The sequence below is a fragment of the Rhizobium sp. C1 genome (assembly GCF_021026335.1).
Classification (GTDB): Bacteria; Pseudomonadota; Alphaproteobacteria; order Rhizobiales; family Rhizobiaceae; genus Ensifer_A.
The window spans coordinates 150406-171776 of sequence record NZ_JAJNCY010000003.1 but is presented as its reverse complement, the minus strand read 5'-3'; the positions used below and the strand labels follow the sequence as shown (position 1 = coordinate 171776).

The window sequence follows — 21371 nt, the reverse complement described above, 5'->3', positions numbered from 1 at the left end:
TCAAACCACCCTAACATAAACGCATTCACCAGGGGGGTCCCGCAAGGGGCTGAGATTCTGCTGGGCAATTCCTTCTAAGGAAAAGCAGCGCAGTGACCCGTTGAACCTGATCCAGTTCATACTGGCGTAGGGACGGTGCAAGCGCTGCGATAGACGGATTCCATCCCGGATTCCGCTTTGCGTCTTTACATCATTCCGGCTTCGAACTGGGTCTCCAATGTCAAACCTTGGAGCCTCAAGAATGAATATTGCCGCAACCAATCTCACCCCCGTCGTCACGCAAGGGGCGCTCCCCGCCTCGCAAAAGGTCTTCCACGCGGGTGAAATCCACCCCTGCGTCCAGGTGCCGATGCGCGAAATCTCAGTTCATCCGACCGCCGGCGAGCCGCCGGTAACGGTCTACGATTCTTCCGGTGCCTATACCGATCCCGCGCAGGTGATCGACATCGAGAAAGGTCTCCCGCGTCTGCGCGAAACCTGGATTGCCGCGCGCGGCGATACGGAAAGCTATGACGGTCGCGTCGTGAAGCCTGAGGATAACGGCTTTGCGCAAGGCGAACGGTTGACGCCGGAATTTCCGAACCTGCCGAAGCCACGCCGGGCGCTCGCCGGCAAGGCCGTCACGCAGATGGCCTATGCGCGCGCCGGCATCGTCACGCCGGAAATGGAATTCGCCGCCATCCGCGAGAACCTGGGCCGCAAGGCGGCCATTGCGTCTCACGGCGGCGAGAATTTCGGCGCGGCGATCCCGGATTTCGTCACACCCGAATTCGTTCGCGAGGAGATCGCGCGCGGACGCGCCATCATCCCCTCCAACATCAACCACCCGGAAGCCGAGCCGATGATCATCGGCCGCAATTTCCTGGTCAAGATCAACGCCAATATCGGCAATTCCGCCGTCACCTCCTCCATGGCGGAGGAAGTCGAGAAAATGGTCTGGGCGACGCGCTGGGGTGCCGACACGGTCATGGACCTCTCCACCGGCCGCAACATCCACAATATCCGCGAATGGATCATCCGCAATTCGCCCGTGCCGATCGGCACCGTGCCGCTCTATCAGGCGCTGGAAAAGGTGAACGGCATCGCCGAGGACCTCTCCTGGGAGGTCTTCCGCGACACGCTGATCGAACAGGCCGAACAGGGTGTGGACTATTTCACCATTCATGCCGGCGTGCGGCTCGCCTATATCCCGCTGACCGTGCAGCGGGTGACGGGCATCGTCTCGCGCGGCGGCTCGATCATGGCCAAGTGGTGTCTGGCGCATCATCGCGAAAGCTTCCTCTATGAGCATTTCGAGGAAATCTGCGACATCTGCAGAGCCTACGATGTCTCCTTCTCGCTCGGCGACGGTCTGCGCCCCGGCTCGCTGGCCGATGCCAATGACGCGGCGCAGTTCGCCGAACTGGAAACGCTGGGCGAGCTGACGCAGATCGCTTGGGGCCGGGATTGCCAGGTGATGATCGAAGGCCCCGGCCATGTGCCGATGCACAAGATCAAGGAGAATATGGACAAGCAGCTTGAGCATTGCGGCGAGGCCCCGTTCTACACGCTCGGGCCGCTGACAACCGATATCGCCCCGGGCTACGACCATATCACCTCGGCCATCGGCGCCGCGATGATCGGCTGGTTCGGCACGGCGATGCTCTGCTACGTCACGCCGAAGGAGCATCTCGGCCTCCCCGACCGCAACGACGTGAAGACCGGCGTCATCACCTACAAGATCGCAGCGCATGCCGCCGATCTTGCCAAGGGCCATCCGGGCGCAAGGCTGCGGGACGACGCGCTGTCGCGCGCACGCTTCGAGTTCCGCTGGGAGGACCAGTTCAACCTCTCGCTTGACCCAGAAACCGCGCGCTCCATGCATGACGAAACGCTTCCCAAGGAAGCCCACAAGGTCGCTCATTTCTGCTCCATGTGCGGCCCGAAATTCTGCTCCATGCGGATTTCCCACGATATCCGCGCCGAGGCGCAGAAGGAGGGCATGGAGGCGATGGCGGCCAAATTCCGCGAGGGCGGGGACTTGTACATGCCGGTGGAGGGTGAGGCGTGATGTACCTGCGTCTGACGCAAGTCCCCCTCTGGCTGCCGCCATCTCCCCCACAAGGGGGGAGACGGTCAAAGGCGCGGCCTCACCCTACATTGAGCGCGGCAACAAGGATTGTGGCACAGCGCCCGCTCTCCCTCCCCCTTGTGGGGAGGGTTGGGGAGGGGCGATCCTTGCTCAGGTCCGAAAGGGTCGCGGCATGACCATCCTCGTCAAAGGCGCAGGCGTCGCGGGGCTCACCGCCGCCTTCGCCCTCGCCCGCAAAGGTCATCCCGTCACCCTCCTCGACCCCAAAGCTCCCGGCGTGGCCGCATCCCACTATGCCGGCGGCATGCTCGCGCCTTGGTGCGAGGGCGAGACGGCACCGGAGGTGGTAGTGGAGGCCGGAGCGCAAGCGATCGGCTGGTGGGAGTGCGCGCTGCCCGGGCTGGTGGAGCGCAAGGGAACGCTGGTCGTCGCCCCACCGCGCGACCAGAGCGAGCTGGAGCGCTTCGCCCGCCGCACACACCGCCATGAGTGGGTGGACGAGGCAGGCATTGCCGAGCTCGAACCGGCGCTGGCTGGCCGCTTTCGCCGCGCCCTGTTCTTCCGGGATGAGGCGCATCTCGATCCGCGCAAAGCGCTGGCGGGGCTCTTTGAGGCGCTGGTCAGTATGGGCGCAAAATTCCTGCATGAGGCAGATGACCGAGCCTTCTGCCACATCATCGACTGTACCGGCCGCGCCGCCATCGTCCCCCGCTCGCAGCTTCGCGGCGTGCGCGGCGAGATGCTTTACCTGACAACACAAGACCTCACCCTCTCCCGCCCCGTCCGGCTGCTGCATCCGCGCATCCCGCTTTACGTCGTCCCGCGCGGCGACGGGCGTTTCATGGTGGGCGCGACGATGATCGAGAGCGAGCATGACGGGCCGATCTCGGTGCGCTCGCTGATGGAACTGCTGAACGCCGCCTATACGCTCCACCCCACCTTCGGCGAGGCGGAGGTGATCGAAACCGGAACCAGCATCCGCCCCGCCTATGCCGACAACATCCCGCGCATCACCGGCTCCGGCCGGCATCTTGCGATCAACGGAATGTACCGCCACGGCTTCCTCATGGCCCCAGCGCTGGCTCAGGAGCTCGCCGCCCGGTTTGAGGCGGAGCCGCAACGAAGGAGTGCAACCGCATGAAACTCATCATCAATGGCGAGCAGCAGGAGGTCGAGGCCGGTACGCTCGCCGCCCTCCTCACGGCCCTCGACTACGAAGGCGACTGGCTGGCGACCGCTCTCAATGGCGATCTCGTGTCGCGCGGCGAGCGCGCCCGGACCGTCCTGAACGACGGCGACCGGATCGAAATCCTCGCCCCGAAACAGGGAGGCTGACATGCTGACGCTTTACGGAACCGAACTTTCCTCCCGCCTGCTGCTCGGCACGGCGCGCTACCCCTCGCCCGCCATCATGGAAGAGGCAATCCGCGCGTCTGGCGCGCAAATCGTCACCGTGTCGCTCCGCCGCGAGACGGCGGGCGGCGGGCGCGGCGGACAGTTCTTTGAAGTGATCCGCAGTCTCGGCGTTCATGTCCTGCCCAACACAGCCGGCTGCCATACGGCGAAGGAGGCTGTACTGACCGCCCGGATGGCGCGCGATCTCTTCGCGACCGACTGGGTGAAGCTCGAGGTCATCGGCCATCACGACACGCTGCAGCCGGATGTCTTCGCGCTGGTCGAGGCCGCGCAAGAACTCTGCGCGGATGGCTTCAAGGTCTTTCCCTACACGACCGCCGATCTCGTCGTCGCCGAAAAGCTGCTGGAGGCCGGTTGCGAGGTGCTGATGCCCTGGGCCTCCCCCATCGGTTCGGCGCGCGGGCTGGTCGATCCGGCATCGCTTGTCTCGATGCGGGGGCATTTTCCCGACGTTCCGCTGATTGTCGATGCAGGTCTCGGCCGACCATCGCATGCGGCGCAGGCGATGGAGCTTGGTTACGACGCCGTGCTTCTCAACACCGCCGTCGCGGGTGCTGCCGACCCCGTCGCCATGGCCCGCGCCTTCGCGTCAGCAATCGACGCCGGCCACGCTGGCTACCACGCCGGCCTGCTGGAGCCGCGCGACATGGCTGTCCCCTCCACCCCCGTCATCGGAAAGGCCGTGTTCGCATGAAGCTCGACCCGTTCTATCTCATCCTCGACAGCGCCGACTGGATCGAGCGGCTGGTGCCGCTCGGCGTGAAGCTCGTGCAATTGCGCATGAAGGATCAGCCGGAAGAGGTGCTGCGCGCCCATATCCGACGGGCAAAAGCCGTTTGCGCCAAGCATGACTGCCAGTTGATCGTCAACGACTACTGGCAGATTGCCATCGAAGAAGGTTGCGATTTTGTCCATCTCGGGCAGGAGGATCTGGTCGAAGCCGATGTCGCCGCCATCCGCGCCGCCGGGCTGAAGCTCGGGCTTTCCACACATGACGAGGCGGAACTGGAAACCGCGCTCGCTGCAAAACCGGATTATGTAGCGCTCGGGCCCATCTATCCGACCATTCTCAAGCAGATGAAATGGGACCCGCAGGGGCTGGAACGCATCCGCGTCTGGAAGAACAAGGTTGCGCCCTTGCCGCTCGTCGCCATTGGCGGGCTGAGGCCGGAGCGGCTGGACGGCGTGTTCGCGCAAGGCGCCGACAGCGCCGCCGTCGTGACCGACATCACGCTGAATGCCGATCCGGAAGCCCGCACGCGGGAGTGGATTGCGAAGACGGATCGCTGGCGATGAGCGGGCCGAAGGTTCTCATCGTCGCCGGCTCGGATTCCTCCGGCGGGGCCGGCATCGTGCGCGATGTCGAGACGGTGACGGCTTTCGGGCTCAAGGCCGCCATCGCAGTAACGGCGGTGACAGCGCAGTCCGACCGGCGCGTCTTGGCGGTGCAGGCGATGGAACCGGGGCTTGTCGCCGCGCAGATCGACGCGGCGCTGGAAGGCGGCGAGGTTCGCGCTGTGAAGATCGGGATGCTCGCTACTGCCGAAATCGTCGCTGCGGTCGCGGAGGTGCTGGAACAGCACCCGAGCCTCCTCGTCGTCCTCGACCCGGTTCTCGCCTCCACCTCCGGCAAAATCCTGCTGGAGCCGGACGGCAGGCGCCTGATGATCGAGCGCCTGCTGCCGCGTGCCGACCTGGTGACACCGAACCTACCCGAACTGGCATTGTTGACGGGCGCCAGGGATTTCGCGCGATCTGTCGAGGTGCTTCTGCAACTCGGCATCCGCGCCGCGCTGATCAAGGGCGGCCATGCGGAAGATATGGAACACCAGTCAGACCTGCGGCTGCGGTCTGCGCATCCATTGGATGCCCGCATTTGCAGAGACCTTCTGGTTCGCCCCAACCAACCGAGCCTTTCCTTTGATAGCCCCCGCCTTCCCGGTAAGCTGCGCGGCACAGGCTGCATGCTCGCCTCGGCGATTGCCTGCGGTCTCGCGACCGGACGCGATCTGGAGGCAGCAATCCGGGTGGCGAAGGCCTATGTCACGCAGGCTTTTCGGGAAGGTCAGCGCGCGGTGATCAGCGCCGCCACCCGCTCCAGCGCGGGATGAAGCGGCTCGGCGCAATCGACGGGGATCGCGTTTTCATCCGGACCGGGCGCTTCCAGCGTGGCAAGCTGGCTGTCCAGCAGCGACGCCGGCATGAAATGACCGGGGCGATGCTGCATGCGAGACAGAAGCAACTCGCGGCTGCCGTGGAGATGAACGAAGATGACGTCGTCGCCCGCCTCGCGTCGCAGCATGTCGCGATAGACCCGCTTCAGCGACGAGCAAGAGGCGATCGCCCCACCTTGAGGGGCAGCCAACGCCTGCCCGACGCGGACCAGCCACGGCCAGCGGTCCTCGTCGGTGAGCGGCGTTCCGCCCGCCATTTTCGCAACGTTTTCGGGCGGATGCAGCGCATCGCCCTCGATGAAGGGCAGGCCGAGACGATGCGCCAGCGCCTCGCCCATCGAGGACTTGCCGCAACCGCTCACGCCCATGACGACAATCCGCAGCCCCGTCATGTCAAAGGCTCGCCGTGATGCCGCCATCGACATGCAGCGTCTCGCCGTTGACGAAGGACGAGGCCCTGGAGGCCAGGAAGACAGCCGCGCCGATCAGTTCCTCGACATCACCCCAGCGTCCCGCTGGCGTGCGCTTTTCAAGCCAGGCATTGAATTCGGCATTGTCCATCAGCGCCTGATTGAGCGGTGTCCGGAAATAGCCTGGGGCAATCGCATTTACCTGCAGGCCGTAGCGCGCCCAGTCCGTGCACATGCCCTTCGTCAGGTTCTTCACCGCCCCCTTGGTCGCCGTATAGGGCGCGATCGAGGGCCGCGCGAGCTCGCTCTGCACCGAGGCGATGTTGATGATCTTGCCCGCGCCGCGCTTGATCATGAAGCGGGCAACCGCCTGGCCGACGAGGAAGACGCTCGTGACATTCGTCTTGAACAGAAGTTCGAACTTGTCGGCCGGAAAGTCTTCCAGCGGCGTGCGATACTGCATGCCGGCATTGTTGATCAGGATATCGATCGGGCCGATCTCTGCCTCGATCCTGTCGACACCGGCCTCCACCGCAGGTTTGTCGGTCACATCGAACACGGCAGGCTTTGCATCAAATCCCTGTTCGGTCAGCCCCTTGCAGGCCTCTTCGACCCGACCCGCATCGCGGCCGTTGAGAATGACGGAGGCACCCTGGCGGGCAAGTCCGGCGGCGAGCGCCAGACCGATGCCCTGGCTCGACCCGGTGATGAGCGCGCGGCGTCCGGAAAGATCAAACAGGTCCGACATAGTTACCTCCCTCCGGGTTCCACCCCTGGCATTGACGCGGAGAGGCCGGGGCCCGAATCCGCCAAGTACATTCCAGCCCCGACGATGGCTTTTTGTTGTCGATCCGTCTATCACTTCGTCCACGGGTGGAGCGACAAAATCAGGGAGGCGTGTCATGGCCGGAGCGATCGAAGGAGCGGGTTTCGAGATTCTCGATGCGCGCTTCAAGGACTGCATCATCGGCAGCGCCCATGTGGAGCGCCTTTGGACCGGCGGCCGCTGGCTGGAGGGCCCGGCGTGGTTTGCCGCCGGCCGCTATCTCGTCTTTTCCGACATTCCCGAAAACCGCATGATGCGCTTCGACGAGACGAGCGGCGCGGTCAGCACCTTTCGCCAGCCGTCCAACAATTGCAACGGCAACACGGTCGACAATGTCGGTCGGCTGGTCACCTGCGAGCACCTGACCCGGCGCGTGACGCGGACAGAGTTTGACGGCTCAATCACGGTGCTCGCCGACCGTTTCGAGGGCAAGCGGTTCAACTCGCCGAATGATGCTGTCGTGAAATCGGACGGGACGATCTGGTTCACCGATCCGAGCTACGGCATCATAAGCGATTACGAAGGGGAACGAGCGGAAGAAGAAATCGGCGGCTGCCATGTCTATCGTCACGACCCTGCGACCGGTGTGACGCTGCGGGTGCTGAACGATTTCGTGAAGCCGAACGGCCTTGCTTTCTCGCCGGATGAAAACCTGCTCTATGTCGCCGACACCGGCGCCTCGCATCTCGAAGATGGCCCCCGCCACATCCGGAAATTCGCCGTGGGACCACAATACGCCCTCACCGATCTCGGTGTCTTCGCCACATGTACGGCCGGTCTTTTCGACGGCTTCCGCCTCGACCGCGCCGGGCGCATCTGGACCTCCGCCGGCGATGGCGTGCACTGTTACGATCCGGACGGCACGCTGATCGGGAAAATCCGCCTGCCCGAGATCGTCTCCAACGTGACCTTCGGCGGCCCGAAGCGCAATCGCCTGTTCATCACGGCGACCACGTCGCTCTACGCGGTTTACCTGACGGTGAACGGCTGCAAACTCGGCTGAGCATAATTCGATCAGAGTAATGTTATAGTATTACTTAGAATAAACATAAAAACGCGCAGTCGCGGGACTGTTTTTCAGCGTTTTCATGCAAGTGTCATATGGCCCCTTTAACCGCTTTGCTGTGAAACAGCGTACAGGAGGGACCCATGCGCAAGCTTCTCACCACACTCGCCGCAGCAACCATGCTGGCCGGCGCCGCTCAGGCCGCCACCGTTTACCCGCTCAGCCGGGCAACGATTCTCGTCGGCTCGCCGTTCGACTTCAAGGTCGAGTTCAACTCTGTCGTGAAGCCGGAAGACGTCAAGATCACCGTCAACGGCCAGGATTACACGACCGTTCTCGGCAAGGGGGATTTCGTCGCCGAAGAGAAGGGCAAGGACGACAAGGTCCTCGGCTCTGCCGTGATCCTGCGCAACGCCAAGATCACCAAGCCCGGCAAGTATGACGTCGCCGTCACCGCCGGCAACGAAACCAAGACTGTCACCTGGGACGTCTTTGAAACCTCTGCCCTGCCGAAGGCCAAGAACATCATCTTCATGCTCGGCGACGGCATGTCCGTCGCGCATCGCACCGGTGCCCGCCTGATGTCTAAGGGGATGACGGAAGGCAAGGCAAACGGTCGTCTCGCCATGGACGATCTCGACCACATGGCCTTCATCGGCACCTCGTCGACCAACGCCATCGCCACGGACTCGGCCAACACCATGTCGGCCTACATGACCGGCCACAAGACGGCCATCAATGCGCTCGGTGTCTACGCCGACCGTACGCCTTCAAGCCTTGACGACCCGAAGGTCGAAAACATCGCCGAAGCCGTTCGCCGCACGACCAAGAAGTCGATCGGTATCGTTGCCTTGTCCGAACTGGAAGACGCAACGCCGGCCGCTGTCGTCTCTCACACCCGCCGCCGCGCCGACAAGGCCGAAATCGTCGGCATGATGTTCGACGTCAAGCCGGATGTCGTTCTCGGTGGTGGCTCGGCCTACTTCCTGTCCAAGGATGTTCCGGGTTCCAAGCGCAAGGACGACAAGGACTATATCAAGCTGTTCAAGGATGCCGGCTACACGCTGGCCACCGACAAGGACGAGCTGCAGACCGCTGCCGGCACCAATACCGGCAAGATCCTCGGCCTCTTCCACACCGGCAACATGGATTATGCCGTTGACCGCATGCAGCTGAAGAAGGGCACCGTCGACAAGTTCCCGAAGCAGCCCGGCCTCGTCGACATGACCAAGGTTGCGCTGGACAACCTGTCGAAGAACCCGGAAGGCTTCTTCCTCATGATCGAAGGTTCCGACATCGACAAGGCGAGCCACCCGCTCGACTGGGACCGCGCGATCTTCGACACGGTCGAATTCGACCATGCCGTCGCCGTTGCCCGCGACTTCCAGAAGACGCACCCCGACACGCTGATCGTCGTTACCGGCGACCACACCCACGGCGTTTCGATCATCGGCACGATCGATGACACGAAGGAAGCGACCGAAGGCCGCGAGCGCGTCGGCACCTATGAAAAGGCCGGCTTCCCGAACTACGAGGACAAGGATGGCGACGGCTATCCGGACTCGATCGCCGTCACCAAGCACCTCGCCGTCTTCGGCAATAACGGCCCGGACCATTACGAGACCTTCAAGCCGAAGCTTGACGGCCCGTTCGAGCCGGCCGTGAAGAACGACAAGGGCCAGTATGTCGCCAACCCGGCCTACAAGGACATTCCGGGTGCCGTTCTCGTTGAAGGCAACCTGCCGCGCGACGAAGACACCGGCGTTCACGCCGTTGACGACGTTGTCCTGCAATCGGCAGGCCCCGGCGCCGAAGGCTTCAAGGGCTATATGGAAGAAAGCGACGTCTACAAGGTGCTCGCCGATACCTTTGCCATGGGCGCGCCCGCGAAGTAATCTTCGAGCGGACAGGGTAAAAGGCACACCTGCCGTGTCTTCGCCACCCCCTCATCCGCCTGCCGGCACCTTCTCCCCGATGGGGAGAAGAGATCATGCCGCAACGTCTCGGCCCCCTCGCCCCGCCGGGGAGAGGTCCGCCGAGCGAAGCGGAGGCGGGGTGAGGGGAAAGCCCCGCACGCAGTTGGACAATGTCCTCTGTGATGCAGTTCCACCAATGCAGATCCCGGACAGAACACGTTCGGGATTAGCCTAACCAATGGACGTTAGTCTCGGGAGGTTTCGATGAAACTCCACACCTCAAACGGATACGCCAACCGGCGTGCGTTCGTCAGTATGACGGTTGCAGGCGCACTGTCCGTGATCGCAAGACCAGCGGCAGCTGCCGAACCGATCTCCTTCGGTCAGCTCTACAGCAAGTTCGGCGTCCTCGGCCTCGAATATTCCGACAGGATCAAGGCGCTCGCCGGCAAGCCGGTCTCCATGGAAGGCTTCATGGCGCCGCCGCTCAAGGCCGAAGCCAATTTCTTCGTGCTCACCGAAATCCCGATGGCGCTCTGCCCGTTCTGCTCGTCGGATGCCGACTGGCCGGACAATATCGTTGTCATCTATCTCGGCGGCAAACAGACATTCCTGCCCGGGGGCACCCGCATTTCGGTCGATGGCACGCTGGAACTCGGCTCATGGACCGACCCGGACACGGGTTTCTTAAGCCGCCTGCGCATCCGCGACGCACGCTTCCGCGCGGCTTGAGGACCATCATGCTAGACCTTTCCATCGAGGCGGTAGAAGTCACCTTCCCAGGCCTTGCCACCCCCGCGCTTTCCATCGACAGCTTTCATCTTCCCGCCGGCGGCCATCTCGCCGTCACCGGCGCTTCAGGCTCCGGCAAGAGCACACTGGTCAATATCCTGACCGGGCTCGAACGCCTGAAGAAGGGGACGATCCGCTGGGGCGGCACCGACATTGCCAGCCTCTCCGAAAGCCGACGCGACCGCTGGCGCGGCGAGACGATCGGCCTCGTCATGCAGGATTTCCATCTCTTCGAGGGGCTTTCGGCGCTCGACAACATTCTTCTTCCCGCGCGCCTCGCCCGCGTCGCGAATGCCGCGACAGTGGAGCGCGCGCGGGAACTCCTAACTATTGTGGGCCTCTCCCGCCCGGAGCAGAAGGTCGAGACCATGTCGCGCGGCGAAATGCAGCGCGTGGCTGTGGCGCGCGCCATCGTGCGCAAACCCGCCGTCATCATCGCCGACGAACCGACCGCCAGCCTCGACAGCGAGAGCGGCGCGCAGGTCGCCGAACTCATCGTGACGCTGGCGGAGCGCGAGGGTTCGACCCTCATGGTCGTTTCGCATGATCCGGCGCTGATCGAACGCTTCGACAATCGCATCCGCCTTGTCGGCGGCCGTATCGCCCAGGCAGACGCGCAGGTGGCCGCATGATCCGCTTCATTCTCGCCGATCTCAACCGCTTCCGCCTCGGCGCCTTCTTCATCGCCGCCATCGTGGCGCTCGCCGTGGCTCTCGGCGTCGCCGTGACGCTCCAGGAGCGCGCGCTACGCCTCGGCTCGGCCCGCGCGGCGGAGAAATTCGACCTGATCGTGGGTGCCGCCGGCTCGGAGACGCAGCTTGTCCTTTCTTCCGTTTTCCTGCAGCCCTCGGCGCTGCCGCTGATGACAGGCAAGGTTTTGAGCGATCTGGAAGCCGATCCGCGCGTTGCCTGGGCAGCCCCCATCGGTTTCGGCGATTTCTTCGGCACGTCGCCCATCGTCGGAACGACCACAACACTGGTGAAGAACCTTTCCGCCGGCGTCTCCGAAGGCGCGATCTTCGCCCGCGAGGGCGAGGCGGTCATCGGCGCGGACGTGAAGCTGCCGATGGGTTCGACGGTGAAGCCGATGCATGGCACGCTCGGCGAAGGCGGACATACGCATACGGAACTCGCCTATACCGTTGTCGGCCGGTTGAAGCCGACGGGCAGCGCCTGGGACAAGGCGATCCTCGTTCCGATCCGGGCCGTGTGGGACATCCACGGCCTCGGCCACCATCACGATGATGGCGACGCGGACGAGCATGACCACGATCATGCGGCCGCAGGCGCTGACGCCGCGAAGCCCGCTGACGCCAAAGAGCCCGCCGGTCATGACGACCACGATGGCCACGACGAACACGAGCACCACGCCATCGATCCCAACCAGGCGATCAACGAGCAATGGCAGGGCGAATTGCCGGACCTGCCGGCTGTGGTCGTGAAGCCGAAATCGATTGCCGATGCCTACAAGCTGCGCCAGCAATATCGCAAGGACGCCACGCTTGCAGTCTTCCCCGGCGAGGTCCTGACGACGCTCTATGCGACGCTTGGCGATGTGAAACAGGTGCTCTCGGCCGTCGCCGCTGGCGCGCAATTGCTGGTGGGCGCGGCGCTGATCCTCGTCATCGTCATGCATATCGGCCAGCGCCGCAAGCAGATTGGCGCGCTGCGCGCCTTCGGGGCGCCGCGCGAAGCGGTCTTCGGCATCGTCTGGCTGGAACTCTTCGGGCTCGTCGCCACAGGCATCATGGCTGGCCTCGTCCTCGGCTATCTCGCCGCCCGCGTGATTGCAGCGCGGCTTGCCGCCGACAGCGGCTTCCACATGCCGGTCGGCTTCGCACCGGAGGACATGACGAGCATCAGCATTCTGCTGATCGCCTCGGCCCTGCTCTGCGCGCTCCCCGCCATCATCGCCTATCGCCAGCCGCCGGCCAGCGCCTTGCGAGGATAATCTGCCGGGCGCGACCTAGCGCGGACCACGCAAAGCAAGCCGTATGATCTCGTCGATCAGGGCATCGACCGGGCGCGTGGCATCCACGATTTGCCACGTTAGTTCGCCGGCACCCTTGGCGAGCTGCTTTTCCAGCACATCCGGCGTCGCATCCGACTGGCCGCTCGGTCGGGCCGCGACCCGCGCCCGCAACACGTCCGCCGGCGCATCAAGCCAGATGCCGGTGAAGGGCACGCCTGCATCCCGCGCGGCCTGTTCGATCGCCGCGCGACGCTCGGCACGATCGTGGACGGCATCGGCCACGACACATGCCCCCGCCTGCAGCACCGCGCCGGCGCGGCGCGCCATCTCCGCATAAACCCGCGCGGACATTTCAGGACTGTAGGTGGACGCATCGAGCCGGGTTTCCGGCGAAACGCCGTGCAGCGCCTTGCGCACGCGGTCGCTCTCGATCAGCCGCGCGCCGGGGGGCGGTCCAAGATGCGCCGCCAGCCCATCCGCCACGGTCGACTTGCCCGAGCCGCTGAAACCGCCGATGGCGATCAGGCGGGGCGAAGCTCGCTGAAGCGTCTCTATCGCGAGATCGTAATAGGAGCGTGCCGAGGCCGACAAGCGCTCATCACCACCCGCCTCCTCGGCCTGCGTCGCCGTTACATGGGCGCGCACGGCCGCGCGCAGCGCCGTGAAGAACGGCAGGAGCGCAAAGCCCTCCTCCTCGCCCGCCGCATCGCAATAGCGGTTGGCGACGAGGTTCGCGTGATCCTTCAGGCCACGATGCCAGAGGTCCATGACGAGAAAGGCGAGATCGTAGAGAACGTCGATGGTCGCGATGCGGTCGTTGAAATCGATGCAGTCGAAGAGACGCGGCTTGCCGTCGAGCAGGCAGAGATTGCGCAGATGCAGATCGCCGTGGCAGAGGCGGATCTTGCCGCCTTTGGCGCGGCGGTCGAGATGCGCGGCGATGTCGTCCAGACGCAAGCGGAACAGATGGTCGATGGCCGTCTGTTCTTCACCCGAAAAGACCGTGCTCGTGGCAAAGCCCGCCTTGTTGATGTCGAGCACACCACGGATATTGGCCGCCCCGCCCTCTTCGACGACCGGCGCACCGGCATGAAACGCAGCCACCATCCGCGCAACATCCGTCATCAGCGCGGGCGTCAGCTCGCCCTCCATTGCCATGCGGTCGAACAGCGCCGACTGGTCGAAACGCTTCATTTCGACCACGGCATCGACCACCTCGCCCGGCCCGGCAAAGGACAGGCGGCCATCGGCGGTTCGGTAGATTTGCCGGACACCGAGATAGAGCTCCGCCGTCGTGCGCGCATTGAGCATCCGCTCCTTCTCGCAGGCTGCGACCCGAAGCGCGGGCGTGGAGAAATCGACATAGGGAAGTTTCACCGCGCGCTTCATCTTGAAGGCGCGGTCGGCGACGAGAAAGATGCGCGAGATATGGGTTTCCATCACTTCGACAGGACCGGAGAGCCCGTAGGATGTAGCGTCTCTCAGGAATGAGGTGACGGCCTTCTGATCGTCGGTAATCATGCATCCTCCGCTCGCAAGCCCGATAGGTTAACGGGTCTTGCGGTCGGAAATCTGGCAGAGGGAGGATGGGGGCGCCATGACACATGTCAAGCCCGGCAAATCCTGCCGGGCTTGGACAAGGACTATTCAGTCGAGATCAGACGGCTTCGAGCAGGTCTTCGTCATTGGCCGTCGCCGAGATGAGGTTCTTCGCCTTGATATAGGCGACGAGGTCCTCGATGGCGATCAGCTTCAGACCGTGCTTCTCAGCGAAGATTTCGAGGTCCGGCAGGCGGGCCATCGTGCCGTCATCCTTGGCGATCTCACAGATCACGCCCGAGGGCTTGAGACCAGCGAGCTTGCACAGATCGATCGCAGCTTCCGTGTGACCTGGACGGCGCAGAACGCCTTCCGGCACGGCGCGAAGCGGGAAAATATGGCCCGGGCGGGCGAAGTCGGCCGGCTTTACCGTCTCGTCCACCAGCGCCTGAATGGTCGCGGCGCGGTCGGCGGCGGAAATGCCGGTCGAGGTGCCGGGAATGTAATCGACCGAGACGGTGAAGGCCGTCTGCATCGATTCCGTATTGCGCGGCACCATCGGCGGCAGGTCGAGCGCGTCGAGGCGTTCGCCCGTCATCGGCACACAGATGAGGCCGCGCGCATGGTTCATCATGAAGGCGATCTTTTCCGGCGTCGCGTGCTCGGACGCGAAGAGGATGTCGCCTTCGTTTTCACGGTCATGGTCGTCCACGACGACGATCATCTCGCCGCGTGCGATGGCCGATACCGCGTCTTCGATTTTAGCAAAAGTCATTTCAATGCCTTTCAAGGGTTATGCCGAAACCGGCAATCTCAAACGATCCCTCTTTCGAGCGAACGCACGAATATCCCTTGGGCGAATAGCAACGGTCACACCTCGACTGATAGCAGTCGAAGGCTTCCGCGCGATCCTCTTCCATCCGGACTATACCGTCGGCTCCGGCATCTCACCGGATCTGCTGACCTTCCGCCACTGGCGTAACGGAAGCGCTCGCGGGCTCCAGGATTTCTCCCGATACCGCCGGTGGGGAATTTCACCCCGCCCTGAGAACATGACAAAGATAAGACGGACTTATCGGCTTTTGCAAGTACTCACGGCGCGTAAAATCGTTTCAACCTTGAAATAGGATACTCAAAGTCTTAACCGCCGCGCAAAATACGTTTTCAGCCTGTTCAGCTGGCAGCAGCCCGGATGGGCAGCGCATGCGTCAGCGTCGCGCCAAATTCGTAATACGCCGCCCGCGCCGAGGCGAACCGCTCGCTGTGGCTTTGCACGGGCTTGGCGGGCAAGGTATCCGGATTGTTCTCCAGAAGTGCAATGGCCGCCTGCGTACCGAACACGGTCCCCGGACCAATGCCGCGGCCGGAGTAACCGAAACTGGCATAAGCATTCGGACCAAACGCGACAATCTTCGGAACATGATCGCTGGTCATGGCGATTCGGCCGCGCCAGCTGTGCTCGAAAGGCAGATCGCCAATCTCGGGAAACAGCGCCTTCAGTTTGCGCCGCGCCCAGCTGGCATGGAAAGGCGCACCAAGTCCTTCGCTGTCACCCATGCCGCCGACGATCATCCGGCCGGCATGATCGGTGCGGAAGGAGGACATGACGAGTGCCGTGTCCCAGCAGCCCTCTCCGCCAGCCAGGATCTTCTCGCGCGCGACGGCCGGCATCGGAACGGTCGCGAACTGGCAATAGCCGACCGGAATGAATTCCGGCTTGAACGGCGTTTCGATCCCGAGGTGGTAGGCATTGGTGCCGATCAGCAGCGATTTCGCAGTGACCACGCGGCCGTTGCAGCTTGCCACCCAGTGATCGCCTGCCCGCGCCAGCGCTGTGACCGGCGAGCGTTCGAAAATCGCGGCCCCTGCAGCCTTCGCGGCGCGGGCAAGGCCGCGCGCATAGGAGAGCGGCTGGATCGTGCCAGCGCGCGGATCGAACAACGCGCCGTGATAGACATTGGTGCCGGTCCGCTTTGCCGCCTCGCTCGCGTCCAGCAATTGCAGCGGCGCACCGTGGCGGTTGCCCTGGCGAAAACGCTCGGAGAGGTCCTTGAAGCCCTCGTCCGAATGGGCGAGATGCAGCGTGCCCTTGCGGGTCGCCTCGCACTCGATGCCCTCGCGCTCGATCAGGCCGTAGACGCGACCCGGCGCTTCGCCGAGGTCGCGGATGAGCCGCGTGCCGTCCGCTTCTCCCATCTGCGCAATGATCTCGTCCGGCGGCAGCCAGAGGCCGGCGTTCGCCAGCCCCACATTGCGGCCCGAGCCGCCGTGACCGACGGTTTCGGCCTCCAGAAGAGCGACCGAAGCACCGCGCCGCGCCGCTTCCAGTGCCGCCGAATTGCCGGTAAAGCCGCCGCCGATCACCAGGAGATCGACGGAAAGATCACGATCGAGCGGCGTGGCCGAGAAGGTTTCCCGGCTGCTTGCCCGCCACAGATTGGAGCCGCGGTCAGATGTCAAATTTCACTCCCTGGGCCAGTGGCAGTTTGGAGGAATAGTTGATGGTCGAGGTCTGGCGGCGCATGTAGCCCTTCCAGGCATCGGAGCCGCTCTCGCGCCCGCCGCCGGTTTCCTTCTCGCCACCGAAGGCCCCGCCGATTTCGGCACCGGACGGACCGATATTGACGTTCGCAATGCCGCAATCCGAGCCGGAGGCGGACAGGAATGTCTCGGCTTCGCGGATGTTCAGCGTGAAGATGCAGGACGACAGGCCCTGCGGCACATCGTTCTGTAGCGCGATCGCCTCGTCCAGTTCGTCATAGGTCAGAACATAGAGGATCGGCGCAAAGGTCTCGGTCTTCACGGTCGCGGATTGCGAAGGCATCTCGACGAGTGCCGGCGCAGCATAGGCGCCAGCCGGAACGCCAGACGTCACGACGTCGCCGCCATGCACCTTGCCGCCTTCGGCCTTCGCATTGGAAAGCGCCGCCTGCATCGCATCCAGCGCGCCCTTTTCGACCAGCGGGCCGATCAGAACGCCCGCCTCGCGCGGATCGCCGATCTTCAGCGACGAATAGGCCTTGGCGAGACGCGCGACGAGATCGTCCTTGATCGAGCGATGCACGATGAGGCGGCGCAACGACGTGCAGCGCTGACCGGCCGTCCCGACGGCCGAAAAGACGATGGCGCGGACGGCCATGTCGAGATCGGCGGACGGGGCGACGATCATCGCATTGTTGCCGCCGAGTTCGAGGATCGGGCGGCCGAAGCGCGCCATGACCTTCGGGCCGACGATATGGCCCATGCGGGTCGAGCCGGTGGCCGAAATGATCGGCACGTCGCGCGAGGCGACCAGCGCCTCACCGACCGCCGCGCCGCCGATGACGAGCTGGCAGAGGCCTTCCGGCGCATCAGAACCGAAGCGCTCGATGGCGCGCATCATGATCTTGTGCGTGGCAATCGCCGTCAGTGGTGTCTTTTCAGACGGCTTCCAGATCACCGGATCGCCGCAGACGAGCGCGAGTGCGGCATTCCAGCTCCACACGGCGACGGGGAAGTTGAAGGCAGAGATGACGCCGCAGGTACCCATCGGATGCCAGGTCTCGGTCATCTTGTGGCCGGGACGTTCAGAGGCGATCGTCAGGCCGTAAAGCTGGCGGGAAAGACCGACGGCGAAATCGCAGATGTCGATCATTTCCTGAACTTCGCCAAGGCCTTCCGAGGTGATCTTGCCGGCTTCAAGTGTTACGAGAGCACCGAGTTCGGCCTTGGCCGCACGCAGTTCCTCGCCGAGCAGACGGACGAGTTCACCACGACGCGGCGCCGGTACGTCGCGCCACGCCTTGAAGGCGGCGACCGAGCGGGCGATCACGCCCTGCATGTCGTCGGCGCTCGTTTCATGCACGCGGGCGATTTCCGCCCCGTCGATCGGCGAACGAACGGCGAGCGTTCCGCCCGAGAGTTCCGCCGGGGTCAAGCCGCAACCTTTAAGAATGTCCTGATGCGTCATCCGCTGTCTCCATTTATGCGCGCCCGGCGGGCATTGAGGCCTCGGCCCGAACGTCGCGTGATTTTCCATTTTTGACAGGATAGCGCGAACTACACTATGAAATGAGCGAAGAATTGGAACATTGGTTGGAGAAGAACTCACAATGCTGGCCCCGCGACGCTTCCTCCCATCGATCAGTTCGCTGCTAGCGCTGGAGGCCGTGGATCGCCTGGGCTCGGCAACGGCCGCGGCGGAGGAACTAGCGCTGACGCATTCGGCGGTCAGCCGGCAATTGAAGGTTCTGGAGGAACAGATTGGCGTGACGCTCTTGCGCCGGGTGGGCAAGGGTCTGGCGCTGACCCCGTCCGGAGCAGACTATGCCCGCTCGGTGCGAGACTGCCTCAACGATCTCGCTCGCGCGAGCCTCAAGATCCGCGCCGGCGGGGCGCGCAGCAGTCTCAATCTGGCGGTGCTCCCTGCCTTCGGCATGCACTGGCTTGCGCCGCGGCTGAAGGCGTTTTCGGCGCAGCATCCGGATGTGACCGCCAACCTCACGACGCGGCTCTCGCCCTTTGATTTCGCACGCGAGAAATTCGATGCCGCGATCCATTATGGCGGGCAGGACTGGCAGGGCGTCGACTATCTGGAACTGTCACGCGAACGCGTGATCCCGGCGGCAAGTCCGGAGCTTCTGGGCAACGGACCGAAGACGGCGGAGGAACTGCTCTCCATGCCGCTTCTTCATCTGGAAAGCCGCCCGGGCGCGTGGGAAGAATGGTTTTCGGCGCAAGGTGCCGAGGCGGACCGGCTACGCGGCATGCTCTTTGATCAGTTCACTGCCATGGCGGAAGCAGCAGCCCTGGGCTTTGGCGTGGCGCTTCTGCCGGAATATCTCGCGGAGAGCGAATTCCAGCGCGACCGCCTTCGTCCGGCCTTTGCGGACTATCTTCCGCTTGCGGGGCGCTATTATCTCGTCTGGCCGAACGGCCAGCCGCCCAGCCGCCCCCTCGCCTCGCTCATCGCCTTCCTGAAGGAACTGGCCGGCTGAACAGGCTCACGGAACTTCGATCACCGAGAAAAACAGGCCAAGCTGCCGGATGGCGTTGGCAAAGCCTTCATAGTCGACCGGCTTGGTGATGTAGACATTGGCGCCGAGATCATAGCAGCGCTGGATTTCCCGCTCGTCGTCGGTCGTGGTCAGGATGACCACAGGCAGCCGCTTGGTAAAGGGATTCTCCTTGATGTGCTGGAGGATTTCGGTCCCCGACATGTCAGGAAGGTTCAGGTCCAGCAAAATCAGCAGATATCGGTCGGCCGAGACGGTGCCGCTCATGTCCTTGCCGAGGATAAATTCGAGCGCTTCGGTGCCATTCGTGAAGGCGACGATATCGTTGCTCACACCGGCGCGGCGGACATTCTTTTCGATGAGGCGCGCATGCCCGTCATCATCCTCGACCATGACGATCGTGACTTCTCTACCGTTGGCTTTCATGCCGAAAGGCTCCTTAATGCATGAGTTAGATCGATGGGCGTGGTCAGGATGAAGGCCGAGCCTTCGCCGGGGACCGAGCGGACATCGATTTCCCCGCCGAGATTGCGGGCAAGCGAGCGGACATGGGCCAGACCAATCCCTTCGCCCACCTGATCCTGCGGACCCGCCCGCCGGAAAAGTTCGAAGACGCGCTCCAGATCGTCCGGCTCGATGCCACGGCCATTGTCCTCAACGATGATATCGACGAGACGCCCGCGCCGAACGGCTTCAATCCTGAGCCGCAAAGGCCGGTCAGGGCTGCGATACTTGATGGCGTTATCGACCAGATTGGCAAGGATCTGCTCGATCGACATCCGGTCGCTGAACAGCTTGAAGGGCGGCAGCGCGAGATTGACCTCGCCGCCGATCTCATCGATGCGATGCTGCTGGCTCGCCACGCAGCCGGAGGCGATGTCACGCAAATCCATGGTTTCCGGCTTGAGCTGGCGCCTGCCGTCGCGCGATATCTTCAGGATCGCGTTGATCAGGCCGTCCATACGCGATGTCGACGAGCGGATGAAGGCAAGCGCTTCGGGCATATCTTCGGTGACCGCCGTGCGCGCATCGAGCACCTGCTGCTGCGAAAGCGGCACGCCATCGGCCAGCACATAGGCGCTGACGTCCTTCAGCGACATGTCCAGCTCGCTGGCGAAGCCCATGATGTTGACGAGCGGTGCGCGCAGATCGTGGGTGACGATGTAGGCGTAACGCTGAATTTCCTGGTTGGCCCGCACCACATCCTGCGTCCGCTCGGCGACCCGCTGCTCCAGCTCTTCGTTCAGCGTGATCAACTCGCGGCGCGCCTCTGTCAAGGACCGGACATGCCGCATGATGATGTAGATAGCGCCCCCCAGAACCACCAGAATGGCAATAAAGGCGGCAATGATAATGAATTGCAGGCGATCGGAAAAAACCGCATGCTTGCCGACATTGGCCTGAATCGCGGCATCCGAGGCGCCGATAATCATCTGCATCCGATCGCGGATCTGCGTCATGAGCTCCTGGCCCCCGCCTTCGCTCACGGTCCGGCGGGCGGCATCAAGATCGCCTTTCTGCGCCAGGTCGACCGTGGACTCCAGCTCCCGCAGCTTCTCGTCGATCGGGCCGTAAAGCCCGGACATGTCATGGGGATGATCGTTCAGATCCGAAACCGCAGCCGTCAGCCTCTTCTCCGCAGCTCCGATCTGCTGAACGGCATCCTCATATGGCTTCAGAAACCCCGGATTCAGCGTCAGGAGGTAGCCGCGCTGACCCGTCTCGGCATCCTGCAGCAATCGCAGGAGATCGGAGGCGCGGGTACGCACCGTTCGCTCCTGGACCAGCCTGTCGAAGGTCTTCTGCGTCTGAGCAATCAAAACGATCGCAGACAGCACCACCGAGACCAGAAGGGCTGACCCGCAAAACAGCATGATCAGCGAGTTTCGCACAAAGGGTTTGTTAATCGTCATGAGGGAACTCGAAGAAAGATCGGATCAGGGGCGAAGGTGATAAAAACGGAAAAAGCCGCGCCTTTTCGAGGCGCGGCAGAGTTAGGCCGTCATGAGGGGACTTGGGGGGCAGGCGACGACCGAAATAGGGGCTGAAAACGCAGTCAGTATACTCCGTAAATTCCATTGTCCGTTGCTTCGCAGGCTTGGCACACCAGGCGCCTTCTGCGAACTTCGACAGATAAACGCAGAATGTGATCCGTAGTTCCCTGTGCCCGAAAAAATGTTTTGCTGCCGTTTTTTTCTTTTCGGAACTTTCATGTCGGAGTGGCGTTAATGGCCCGGACAACCGAAACAAAAGGA

The 21371-nt window shown here is 63.4% G+C and carries 20 protein-coding genes and 2 riboswitches; of the genes, 12 read left to right on the top strand and 8 right to left on the bottom strand.

Going from position 1 to position 21371, the window contains the following annotated elements:
- Positions 1-20 precede the first annotated feature (20 nt).
- Positions 21-151, top strand: a riboswitch (TPP riboswitch).
- A gap of 90 nt (positions 152-241) precedes the next feature.
- The 6 genes from thiC (at position 242) to LQK83_RS09020 (ending at position 5598) form a co-directional block, all read left to right on the top strand.
- The gene (gene thiC / locus LQK83_RS09045; protein WP_230837072.1) at positions 242-2050 is read left to right on the top strand and encodes a phosphomethylpyrimidine synthase ThiC; all 1809 of its coding nucleotides are present in this window, start codon (positions 242-244) and stop codon (positions 2048-2050) included.
- A gap of 193 nt (positions 2051-2243) precedes the next feature.
- The gene (gene thiO, locus LQK83_RS09040; RefSeq protein WP_230837071.1) at positions 2244-3212 is read left to right on the top strand and encodes a glycine oxidase ThiO; all 969 of its coding nucleotides are present in this window, start codon (positions 2244-2246) and stop codon (positions 3210-3212) included.
- On the top strand, positions 3209-3406 hold the full coding sequence (gene thiS, locus LQK83_RS09035) for a sulfur carrier protein ThiS (RefSeq protein WP_230837070.1): 198 nt from the start codon (positions 3209-3211) through the stop codon (positions 3404-3406). Before thiO ends, thiS begins: the two co-directional genes overlap by 4 nt.
- 1 nt (position 3407) lies before the next feature.
- Positions 3408-4181, top strand: coding sequence for a thiazole synthase (locus tag LQK83_RS09030; RefSeq protein WP_230837069.1), 774 nt, complete (start codon positions 3408-3410; stop codon positions 4179-4181).
- The gene (locus LQK83_RS09025) at positions 4178-4783 is read left to right on the top strand and encodes a thiamine phosphate synthase (protein ID WP_230837068.1); all 606 of its coding nucleotides are present in this window, start codon (positions 4178-4180) and stop codon (positions 4781-4783) included. The genes LQK83_RS09030 and LQK83_RS09025 overlap by 4 nt, the downstream gene beginning before the upstream one ends.
- Positions 4780-5598, top strand: coding sequence for a hydroxymethylpyrimidine/phosphomethylpyrimidine kinase (locus LQK83_RS09020; protein ID WP_330166271.1), 819 nt, complete (start codon positions 4780-4782; stop codon positions 5596-5598). Before LQK83_RS09025 ends, LQK83_RS09020 begins: the two co-directional genes overlap by 4 nt.
- Here the strand turns inward: LQK83_RS09020 and LQK83_RS09015 are convergent.
- Together LQK83_RS09015 and LQK83_RS09010 are read right to left on the bottom strand one after the other, a co-directional pair.
- Positions 5553-6053 (bottom strand): gluconokinase, encoded by a 501-nt coding sequence (locus tag LQK83_RS09015; protein ID WP_230837067.1) that lies wholly within the window; start codon positions 6051-6053, stop codon positions 5553-5555. The two genes, LQK83_RS09020 and LQK83_RS09015, sit on opposite strands and share 46 nt — an antisense overlap.
- A gap of 1 nt (position 6054) precedes the next feature.
- Complete coding sequence (locus tag LQK83_RS09010; protein ID WP_230837066.1) at positions 6055-6819, bottom strand: SDR family oxidoreductase; 765 nt, start codon at positions 6817-6819, stop codon at positions 6055-6057.
- A gap of 154 nt (positions 6820-6973) precedes the next feature.
- Here LQK83_RS09010 and LQK83_RS09005 point away from each other — a divergent pair, with 154 nt between their 5' ends.
- From LQK83_RS09005 to LQK83_RS08985, 5 genes are all read left to right on the top strand, one after another.
- Entirely contained in the window at positions 6974-7900 is a 927-nt protein-coding gene (locus LQK83_RS09005) for an SMP-30/gluconolactonase/LRE family protein (RefSeq protein ID WP_230837065.1), read from the top strand.
- 146 nt (positions 7901-8046) lie between these two features.
- Positions 8047-9798, top strand: coding sequence for an alkaline phosphatase (locus LQK83_RS09000; protein WP_230837064.1), 1752 nt, complete (start codon positions 8047-8049; stop codon positions 9796-9798).
- Positions 9799-10083: 285 nt separating this feature from the next.
- Positions 10084-10551, top strand: coding sequence for a hypothetical protein (locus tag LQK83_RS08995; RefSeq protein WP_442966726.1), 468 nt, complete (start codon positions 10084-10086; stop codon positions 10549-10551).
- An 8-nt stretch (positions 10552-10559) separates the two neighbouring features.
- Complete coding sequence (locus tag LQK83_RS08990) at positions 10560-11243, top strand: ABC transporter ATP-binding protein (RefSeq protein ID WP_230837063.1); 684 nt, start codon at positions 10560-10562, stop codon at positions 11241-11243.
- On the top strand, positions 11240-12562 hold the full coding sequence (locus LQK83_RS08985; RefSeq protein ID WP_230837062.1) for an ABC transporter permease: 1323 nt from the start codon (positions 11240-11242) through the stop codon (positions 12560-12562). Before LQK83_RS08990 ends, LQK83_RS08985 begins: the two co-directional genes overlap by 4 nt.
- Positions 12563-12577: 15 nt before the next feature.
- Here LQK83_RS08985 and LQK83_RS08980 read toward each other — a convergent pair whose 3' ends face one another.
- The 4 genes from LQK83_RS08980 to amaB form a co-directional block, all read right to left on the bottom strand.
- Positions 12578-14104 carry a bifunctional aminoglycoside phosphotransferase/ATP-binding protein gene (locus LQK83_RS08980; RefSeq protein ID WP_230837061.1) on the bottom strand — a complete coding sequence of 509 codons (1527 nt, stop codon included), beginning with the start codon at positions 14102-14104 and terminating at the stop codon, positions 12578-12580.
- Positions 14105-14240: 136 nt separating this feature from the next.
- Entirely contained in the window at positions 14241-14897 is a 657-nt protein-coding gene (ribB, locus tag LQK83_RS08975) for a 3,4-dihydroxy-2-butanone-4-phosphate synthase (RefSeq protein ID WP_230837060.1), read from the bottom strand.
- A 129-nt stretch (positions 14898-15026) separates the two neighbouring features.
- Positions 15027-15178, bottom strand: a riboswitch (FMN riboswitch).
- A 117-nt stretch (positions 15179-15295) separates the two neighbouring features.
- Entirely contained in the window at positions 15296-16582 is a 1287-nt protein-coding gene (locus tag LQK83_RS08970; protein ID WP_230837059.1) for an NAD(P)/FAD-dependent oxidoreductase, read from the bottom strand.
- Complete coding sequence (gene amaB, locus LQK83_RS08965) at positions 16572-18071, bottom strand: L-piperidine-6-carboxylate dehydrogenase (RefSeq protein ID WP_230837058.1); 1500 nt, start codon at positions 18069-18071, stop codon at positions 16572-16574. Before amaB ends, LQK83_RS08970 begins: the two co-directional genes overlap by 11 nt.
- 142 nt (positions 18072-18213) lie before the next feature.
- Between amaB and LQK83_RS08960 the strand changes: the two genes are divergently transcribed.
- A complete protein-coding gene (locus LQK83_RS08960; protein WP_230837057.1) occupies positions 18214-19098 on the top strand; it encodes a LysR substrate-binding domain-containing protein in 885 nt (294 codons plus the stop codon).
- Positions 19099-19104: 6 nt separating this feature from the next.
- Here LQK83_RS08960 and LQK83_RS08955 read toward each other — a convergent pair whose 3' ends face one another.
- Together LQK83_RS08955 and LQK83_RS08950 are read right to left on the bottom strand one after the other, a co-directional pair.
- Positions 19105-19542 carry a response regulator gene (locus LQK83_RS08955; protein ID WP_230837056.1) on the bottom strand — a complete coding sequence of 146 codons (438 nt, stop codon included), beginning with the start codon at positions 19540-19542 and terminating at the stop codon, positions 19105-19107.
- The gene (locus LQK83_RS08950; protein ID WP_230837055.1) at positions 19539-21029 is read right to left on the bottom strand and encodes a sensor histidine kinase; all 1491 of its coding nucleotides are present in this window, start codon (positions 21027-21029) and stop codon (positions 19539-19541) included. Before LQK83_RS08950 ends, LQK83_RS08955 begins: the two co-directional genes overlap by 4 nt.
- Positions 21030-21371 lie beyond the last annotated feature (342 nt).